At 73.6% G+C, this 7,889-nt stretch carries 8 protein-coding genes; all 8 read left to right on the plus strand.

What is annotated here, in order from left to right; all coding sequences use genetic code 11:
* Positions 1-423, plus strand: a 423-nt coding sequence (locus N869_RS11030) for a zinc-binding dehydrogenase (RefSeq protein ID WP_035061531.1), incomplete at its 5' end; no start/stop codon positions are given.
* 83 nt (positions 424-506) lie between these two features.
* Positions 507-1,241 carry an SH3 domain-containing protein gene (locus tag N869_RS11035; protein WP_035061534.1) on the plus strand — a complete coding sequence of 245 codons (735 nt, stop codon included), beginning with the start codon at positions 507-509 and terminating at the stop codon, positions 1,239-1,241.
* A 24-nt stretch (positions 1,242-1,265) separates the two neighbouring features.
* The gene (locus tag N869_RS11040) at positions 1,266-1,976 is read left to right on the plus strand and encodes a LiaF transmembrane domain-containing protein (RefSeq protein WP_052105446.1); all 711 of its coding nucleotides are present in this window, start codon (positions 1,266-1,268) and stop codon (positions 1,974-1,976) included.
* 191 nt (positions 1,977-2,167) lie between these two features.
* Positions 2,168-4,780 carry a nitrite reductase large subunit NirB gene (nirB, locus tag N869_RS11045; protein WP_035061542.1) on the plus strand — a complete coding sequence of 871 codons (2,613 nt, stop codon included), beginning with the start codon at positions 2,168-2,170 and terminating at the stop codon, positions 4,778-4,780.
* Entirely contained in the window at positions 4,777-5,166 is a 390-nt protein-coding gene (gene nirD / locus N869_RS11050) for a nitrite reductase small subunit NirD (protein ID WP_035061545.1), read from the plus strand. The genes nirB and nirD overlap by 4 nt, the downstream gene beginning before the upstream one ends.
* Positions 5,163-6,380, plus strand: a complete 1,218-nt coding sequence (cobA, locus tag N869_RS11055) for a uroporphyrinogen-III C-methyltransferase (RefSeq protein ID WP_052105447.1) — start codon at positions 5,163-5,165, stop codon at positions 6,378-6,380. Before nirD ends, cobA begins: the two co-directional genes overlap by 4 nt.
* 20 nt (positions 6,381-6,400) lie before the next feature.
* A complete protein-coding gene (locus N869_RS11060) occupies positions 6,401-7,507 on the plus strand; it encodes a uroporphyrinogen-III synthase (protein ID WP_052105448.1) in 1,107 nt (368 codons plus the stop codon).
* Positions 7,504-7,889, plus strand: a 386-nt coding sequence (locus tag N869_RS11065; protein WP_035061551.1) for a sirohydrochlorin chelatase, incomplete at its 3' end; no start/stop codon positions are given. The genes N869_RS11060 and N869_RS11065, both read left to right, overlap by 4 nt.

The following is a 7,889-nucleotide window of genomic DNA, read 5'->3' on the forward strand; positions in this document are numbered from 1 at the left end:
GCCCTGGCCCTCGGCGCCCACGCCGCCCTGCACCCCGACGACGCCGCCCACCACCTGCGCACCACCACCCAGGACCGGGGCGTCCACGGCGCGGACGTCGTGCTCGAGATCGCAGGCACCGACGCCGCCGTCGCCCTGTCCGTCGAGCTCGCCGCACCCGGCGCCACGGTCGTGCTCACCGGCATCCCCGACGCCGACACCACCACGTTCCCCGCCTCGACCGCCCGCCGCAAAGGCCTCACCCTCAAGCTCTCACGCCGCATGAAGGAGATGTACCCCCGGGCCGTCCGGCTCGCCGCCGGCGGCACCGTCGACCTCACGTCGCTGGTCACCGAGACCGCACCCCTGACCGACGCCGTAGGCGCCTTCACGCGCGCCCAGGCGCGCCACGGCCTGAAGGTCGTGATCGCCCCCCACCTGTGACCACCGGGCCCGCGCCCCGCCGACCGGCGCCCGCCCGCGTGGCGCACCCCACCCCCCGACCACCCCGTTGCTACCGTCGGAGCATGCGACGGGTACCTGGGGTCCTCACGGCCACGACGCTCCTGCTCCTGGCCGGGTGCGCCACCGAACCCGGCGACGCCGAGCCCACGGACCAACCCGACCCCACCGTGACGGTCACCGAGACCCCCGACCCCGACGACACGACCGACGCCGACGACGCACCCACGACCCTGCCCGGCGAGGTGGTCGACACCTTCCCCCACGACGGCACCGCGCTCGCGGTCGTCGGGGTCGAGCACGACGACGACCTGAACGTGCGTTCCGGTCCGGGAGTCGAGTTCGACGTGGTGCACACCGCCGGCCCCCTGGACGAGGAGATCACCGCCACGGGCACCAACCGGTCCCTGGAGGACGGGTCCCTGTGGGCCGAGGTCCAGGTCGCCGGGACCACCGGCTGGGTCAACACCGCCTTCCTGTCGACCCTCGGGCAGACCGACGACGTGACCTCCCAGCTGTCCGAGCGCCCCAGCGGGGGAGACCCGGTCGGTCTCGGCGAGCAGGTCGCCCAGCTCCGTGCCGACGGCGCGCCCTCGCCCCGGGTCACCGTCGCCGACCTCCCCGACGGGGGAGATCTCGGCGAGGTGGTGGTCGACCTCCTGGGCCTTCCCGACGACTCCGTCGAGGGCGAACGTCTGCGGGTGTTCCTGGTGCAGGACGGCGGCACCTGGACGGTGCGGACCGTCGAGGCCACGTACCTGTGCTCACGAGGAGTCACCGACGAGCTCCTGTGCCTGTGAGGCCTGCACCGCTACGGTGACAGCATGACCGCCGAGCCGGCCCCCACGACCCATCCCGTGCGGCACTCCCTGCCCCAGGCGTTCCTCGGGGTGGTCCTGCTGACCGTGGGGGTCGTGGCGTTCCTCGGCCACCTGGGCGTCGTGGACGTCACCCTGGGTGCCCTCGTGAGCACCTGGTGGCCCATGGTGGTCCTCGCGCTCGGCCTGTCCGCCCTGCTGAGCGCACCACGGGCATGGCTGGTGCCACTGGTCCTGATCACCTTGGGCGTCCTGCTGCAGCTGGGGCAGCTCGGCCTGGTGCAGGTCAGGGTGTGGGAGCTGCTTCTGCCGACCGTGATCATGGTCGCGGGCATCCTGCTGCTGACCCGTCTGTCCCCGTCCCGCGAGGACGCACCCACGGTGAACGCCGCCGTCCTGTGGTGGGGGGCCTCGCGCCGCACCAGGTCCCAGGACTTCCGCGGCGCCAACCTCACCGCCGTCATGGGCGGTATCGACCTCGACCTGCGATCGGCTGAGATCGTACGACGGGCGGACGTCTCGGTGTTCGTCCTGTGGGCCGGGGTCGACATCAAGGTCCCGCCCACGTGGCGCGTCGAGGTCACCGGCCTGCCCGTGCTCGGAGGGTGGGAGGACAAGACGCTCACGCCACCGGACCCGCACGCACCCCTCCTGGTCGTGCACGTCACCGCGGTGATGGGTGGCGTCGAGGTGTCCAGCCCGGCTCCCCGGACCTGAGCCCGTCACCTCACAGGCCGTCACCTCACAGGCCGTACCCGTCGCCCGTGCGAGGAACGTTCCCCGCAGGAAACGCACGGGCCACGCCTTGAGAAACATCGGCTTCCTACCGTCGTCACAACGGCCCGCACCACGGGGTCGTGACGAAGGCCCGTCGAGCGGGTCGACGGGACAGGATCTGAGGAGACGCCATGACCACCCAGCCCGCCACCGCCCAACGGCCCACGACCGGAGACCGCCACGTCGTCGTCGTCGGAGGCGGCATGGTCGCCCAGCGCCTGGTCGAGGCCCTGCGCGACCGTGACAGCACCGGCACCTGGCACGTCACCGTCCTTGCCGAGGAACCACGTGCCCCCTACGACCGTGTCGCGCTGACCTCCTACTTCGAGGGTCGTGACCCCGAGGCGCTCGCCCTGGGCGACCCCGCCCTGTGGAAGGACCCGCTGGTCACCCTCGTCCGCGACGCCCTCGTCGTCGACATCGACCGGCAGGCCCGCACCGTCCGCGCCGCCGACGGCCGCACCTGGGCCTACGACGAGCTCGTCCTGGCGACCGGGTCCCGGGCGTTCGTGCCCCCGTTCCCCGGCACGGACCTGCCCGGTGTCTTCGTGTACCGCACCATCGACGACGTCGCCGCCCTGCGTGGCTGGGTCGAGCAGGCCAGCGAGAGGCTCGGGCGACCCGCACGCGGCGCAGTCATCGGCGGCGGCCTGCTCGGGCTCGAGGCGGCAGGGGCCCTGCGTGCCCTCGGCGCCTACAGCACCGTCGTCCAGTTCGGCACCCACCTCATGTCCGCCCAGATCGACCTCGGTGGGGGAGAGGCGCTGCGCCGGCTCATCAACTCCACCGGGGTCGCCGTCCGCCTGAACTCCACCACCACCCGTATCCGTCCCGACCGCCAGGGCAACGCCCGCCGCATGGACTTCGCCGACGGTGGGCGCCTGGAGGCCGACGTCGTGGTGGTCGCCACCGGCATCGCGCCCCGCGACGAGCTCGCCCGGGCCTGCAACCTGCCCATCGGCCCCCGGGGAGGCGTCGTCGTCGACTCCGGCTGCCACACCGAGGACCCCCACATCTGGGCCGTGGGCGAGGTCGCCTGCATCGACGGCGCCTGCATCGGGCTCGTCGCACCCGGCTACGCCATGGCCGAGGTCGTCACCGACCGCCTCCTGGGCGGCGCGGCCGAGTTCCCCGGCGCCGACACCGCCACCAAGCTGAAGCTCGCGGGCGTCGACGTCGCCAGCTTCGGCGACGCGTTCGGCACCACACCGGGCGCCCTGGAGGTCGTGCACTCCGACCCCGTCGCAGGCGTGTACAAGAAGCTCGTCCTGTCCGACGACGGCCGCACCCTCCTCGGCGGCGTCCTCGTCGGCGACGCGTCCGCCTACGCCTCCCTGCGTCCCATGGTCGGGCGCGAGCTGCCCGGCGACCCCTCCGCGTACATCCTCCCCGAGGGCGGCGCACCGGCCGAAGGGCTCGAGCTCCCCGACGACGCGACGGTCTGCTCCTGCAACAACGTCACCGCCGGGTCGATCCGCTCGGCCGTCACCGAGCACGGCTGCACCGACCTCGCCGGGGTCAAGGCCTGCTCCAAGGCGGGCACCAGCTGCGGCTCCTGCCTGCCCCTGGTCAAGAAGATCACCGGGACCGAGCTCGAGCGCGCGGGCATCGAGGTCAGCACGGCTCTGTGCGAGCACTTCGACATGTCGCGCCGCCAGCTGTTCGACGCCGTCCGTGTCACCGGGCTCACGACCTTCACCGACATCATCAGCCGGCACGGCCGGGGCCGCGGGTGTGACATCTGCAAGCCCGTCGTCGCCTCCATCCTGGCCTCCCTGGACGACGGCCACGTGCTGGAGGGTGAGCGCGCCGCCCTGCAGGACACCAACGACCACGTCATGGCCAACCTGCAGAAGGACGGCACCTACTCCGTCGTCCCCCGCATCCCCGGCGGTGAGGTGACCCCGGAGGGTCTGCTCGTGATCGGTCAGGTCGCCAAGGACTTCGGCCTCTACACCAAGATCACCGGCGGTCAGCGCATCGACATGTTCGGCGCACGCCTCGAACAGCTCCCCGACATCTGGACGCGCCTGGTCGACGCCGGCTTCGAGTCCGGCCACGCCTACGGCAAGTCCCTGCGCACGGTGAAGTCCTGCGTCGGCTCCACCTGGTGCCGGTACGGCGTCCAGGACTCCGTCGGCCTGGCCGTCGCCCTCGAGCTCCGCTACCGCGGCCTGCGCTCACCCCACAAGATCAAGCTCGGTGTCTCCGGGTGCGCCCGCGAGTGCGCCGAGGCCCGCGGCAAGGACGTCGGCGTCATCGCCACCGACAAGGGCTGGAACGTGTACGTCGGCGGCAACGGCGGGTTCACCCCCCGCCACGCCCAGCTCCTCGCCGAGGACCTCACCACCGACGAGCTCGTCCAGGTCGTCGACCGGTACCTCATGTACTACATCCGCACCGCCGACCGCCTGCAGCGGACCGCGCCCTGGATGGAAGAGGTCGAGGGAGGCCTCGAAGGCGTCCGCCAGGTGATCCTCGAGGACAGCCTCGGGATCGTCGACGACCTCGACGAGGCCATGTCCCGGCACGTCGACGCCTACCAGGACGAGTGGCGCGCCACCCTCGAGGACCCCGACAAGCTCCGCCGGTTCGCCTCCTTCGTCAACGCACCCACCACACCCGACCCGACCCTCGCCTACGTCGCCGAGCGAGGCCAGGCCCGCCCCGCCACCGACGCCGAGCGCGACGGCACCGCAGGCCCCGTCCTCGTCGCCGGCACCACCTTGGAGGTCCGCTCATGAGCATCCAGACCGCACCCGCCCCCGGCGACCCCACTGCCGAGACCTGGGACGTCGTCTGCCTCCTGGACGACCTGCTGCCCGAGCGCGGCGTCGCCGCCCTCGTCCACGACACCCAGGTCGCCGTGTTCAGGCTCCACGACGACACCGTCCTGGCCGTCCAGCAGCGCGACCCCTACAGCGGCGCCAACGTCCTCAGCCGGGGCATCGTCGGCACCCGCACCGTCGACGGCACCGAGGTCCCCACGATCGCCTCACCCATGTACAAGCAGGTGTTCGACCTGCGCACCGGCACCTGCCTGGAGACCGTCGGCCAGAACCCCCGCCACCTGCGCACCTGGCCCGTACGCGTCGTCGCCGGCGTCGTCGAGATCGGGACACCGGCATGACGGCCCTGCTGGCCCTGGACCTGACCGGACGACGCGTCGTGGTCGCCGGAGGAGGACCCACCACCCGCAGCACCGTCACCGACCTGACCTCCCAGGGCGCCGACGTCCACCTCGTCGCCGACCGCCCCGTACGCCCCGAGGACCTCCACGGGGCATGGCTCGTGCACACCTGCACCGGTGACCCCACCCAGGACGCACGCGTGGCCCGCCTCGCCGCCGACCACCGCACCTGGTGCGTCGGCGACCACGGCACCGCCCGCACCCCCGCCCTGACCACCACCGACGACCTCGTCATCGGCGTCACCCCCACCACCGGGACCGACACCACCACCGCCGACCGGGTCGCCCACGCCCTGGCCGACCACCTCGCCTGCGACCCCGTCGACCAACGCCACCACGGCACCCGACCCGGCCGCGTCCTGCTCGTCGGTGGCGGACCCGGCGCACCCGACCTCCTCACCGTCCGGGGACGACGCGCCCTGTCCCAGGCCGACGTCGTCATCACCGACCGGCTCGGCCCCACCCAGCTCCTCGCCGACCTCCCACCCGACGTGGACGTCATCGACGTCGGCAAGACCCCCGGCAACCACCCCGTCCCCCAGCACGAGATCAACCGCCTGCTCGTCGACCACGCCCGGGCCGGACGCACCGTCGTCCGCCTCAAGGGCGGGGACCCGTTCCTGTACGGCCGCGGCGGCGAAGAGGTGCGCGCCTGCCACGAGGCCGGCGTCCACGTCGAGGTCGTCCCCGGCGTCAGCAGCGCGCTCGCCGTGCCGGCCGCAGCGGGCATCCCGGTGACGCACCGGGGGACCAGCGCCGCGGTGCACGTGGTCAGCGGTCACCTGGCCACCAGCCGCGACGACGCCGACGTCCTGGACGAGGCGACCGTGGCCGTGCTGCGCGAGGCCAGCGCCACCGTCGTGGTGCTCATGGGTGTGGGGGCGCTCCCGGACCTGACCGCCCAGGCCGTGCGGGCGGGCGCCGACCCCACGACCCCGGTCGCGATCGTGGAGGAGGGGAGCACCCCGCGCCAGCGCGTGCACCGCGGCACCCTCGCCGACATCGCCGCACGCGCCGCGGCGGACGGGGTCCGCTCACCGGCGGTCATCGTGATCGGCCCGGTGTGCGACCCGGCGCTCCTGCTGCCCCAGGCGGCACCGGCCGTGAGAACGGTGCCCGCGACCCACCCCTCGACCCCCATGATGGTGTCGTGAGTGAACCGATCGCCCAGACGATGGCCGGGTGCGTCGTGCTCGTCACCGCCGAGCGCCGGGCCGCCGAGCTCGGGGCCGCGCTGGCCCGTCGCGGCGCGACCATCAGGCACGCACCGTCCCTGTCGATGATCCCCAACGAGGACGACGCACGGCTCATGGCCGGCACCCGGGAGCTGATCGCCGACCCGCCCGACGTGGTGGTGGTCACCACCGGGATCGGGTTCCGCGGGTGGGTCGACGCCGCCGACGCCGCGGGGCTCGCCCCCCCGCTGCTCGCCGTCCTGGGTCGCGCCCGGCTGGTGGCCCGGGGGCCCAAGGCACGGGGAGCCATCCAGGCTGCCGGCCTCCAGGCGGACTGGGTCGCCGAGTCCGAGACGTCGGCCGAGATCGCCGAGGTCCTCCTCGACGAGGGCGTGGCCGGCCTGAGGATCGCCGTCCAGCACCACGGTGCCGGCGCGGACGGCCTCGACGAGGCGTTCGCCGCCGCCGGGGCGGACGTCGCGTCCCTGGTGGTGTACCGGTGGGGGCCGCCACCGGACTTCGAGGCGTTGCGCGCCTCGGTGCGGGCGGTCGCCGAGGGTGAGATCGACGTGGTCACGTTCACCTCTGCACCCGGTGCCGCCGCGTGGCTCGACGCGGCCGACGACAGCGGCGTCAGCCCGCAGGTGCTCGACCGCCTGCGGGAGGAGTGCACCGTCGCCGCGGCGGTGGGACCCACCACCGCCCAGCCGCTGGTGGACCGCGGCATCGAACCGCTGGTCCCGGACCGCAGCCGGCTCGGGTCGTTGGTGCGGGCCGTGGTGTCCCACTTCGGTGGCCTCACGGCGGTCGAGACGGTCGCCGGGCCTCTGCGGGTCCACCGCGCCGCGGCCGTCCTGGACGGGAAGGTGCTGCCCCTGCCACCCAGCGGACTGGCGGTCCTGAGGCTGCTCGCCGAGCGACCCGGGTCCGTCGTGTCCCGGCAGGACGTCCTCAAGGTGCTGCCCGGCACCTCCCAGGACGCCCACACCGCCGAGGTCGCGGTCGCCCGCCTGCGGGAGGTCACCGGCCGCGAGCTCGTGACCACGGTCGTCAAACGCGGGTACCGTCTGGCTCTGGCCCCGACCGACCTGGAGGTCGCACCATGAGCGCACCGGTCCTCATCGGCTGCTCCCACGGCACCGACAACCCCGACGGCCGTGCCGTCGTCCGCGGCATCCTCGAGCAGGTGCGGCTGACCCGACCCGACCTGGACGTCCGGGAGGCGTTCGTCGACGTCCAGGAGCCCGAGGTCGACGACGTCGTCCGTGGGGCGCTGGACGAGGTCGGGTCGGCGGTCGTGGTCCCGTTGCTGCTGTCGGCGGGGTTCCACACCCACGTGGACATCGCCCGGGCCGTCGAGCCGGCGGGAGCCGCGGCGACCGGAACCCTCGGCCCCGACCCCCGCCTGGCGGCCCTGGTCGTGGACCGGCTCACCCAGGCAGGGGCCACACCCGCCGACCACGTGGTGCTCGCCGCGGCCGGGTCGAG

The organism is Cellulomonas bogoriensis 69B4 = DSM 16987 (assembly GCF_000767165.1).
Lineage (GTDB): Bacteria > Actinomycetota > Actinomycetes > Actinomycetales > Cellulomonadaceae > Actinotalea > Actinotalea bogoriensis.

Bases quoted from the DNA above. Each gene is read 5' to 3' on its own strand.
- N869_RS11060 (WP_052105448.1), top strand. From the start codon at position 6,401: ATGGCCGGGTGCGTCGTGCTCGTCACCGCCGAGCGCCGGGCCGCCGAG.
- cobA (WP_052105447.1), top strand. From the start codon at position 5,163: ATGACGGCCCTGCTGGCCCTGGACCTGACCGGACGACGCGTCGTGGTC.
- nirB (WP_035061542.1), top strand. From the start codon at position 2,168: ATGACCACCCAGCCCGCCACCGCCCAACGGCCCACGACCGGAGACCGC.
- nirD (WP_035061545.1), top strand. From the start codon at position 4,777: ATGAGCATCCAGACCGCACCCGCCCCCGGCGACCCCACTGCCGAGACC.
- N869_RS11040 (WP_052105446.1), top strand. From the start codon at position 1,266: ATGACCGCCGAGCCGGCCCCCACGACCCATCCCGTGCGGCACTCCCTG.
- N869_RS11035 (WP_035061534.1), top strand. From the start codon at position 507: ATGCGACGGGTACCTGGGGTCCTCACGGCCACGACGCTCCTGCTCCTG.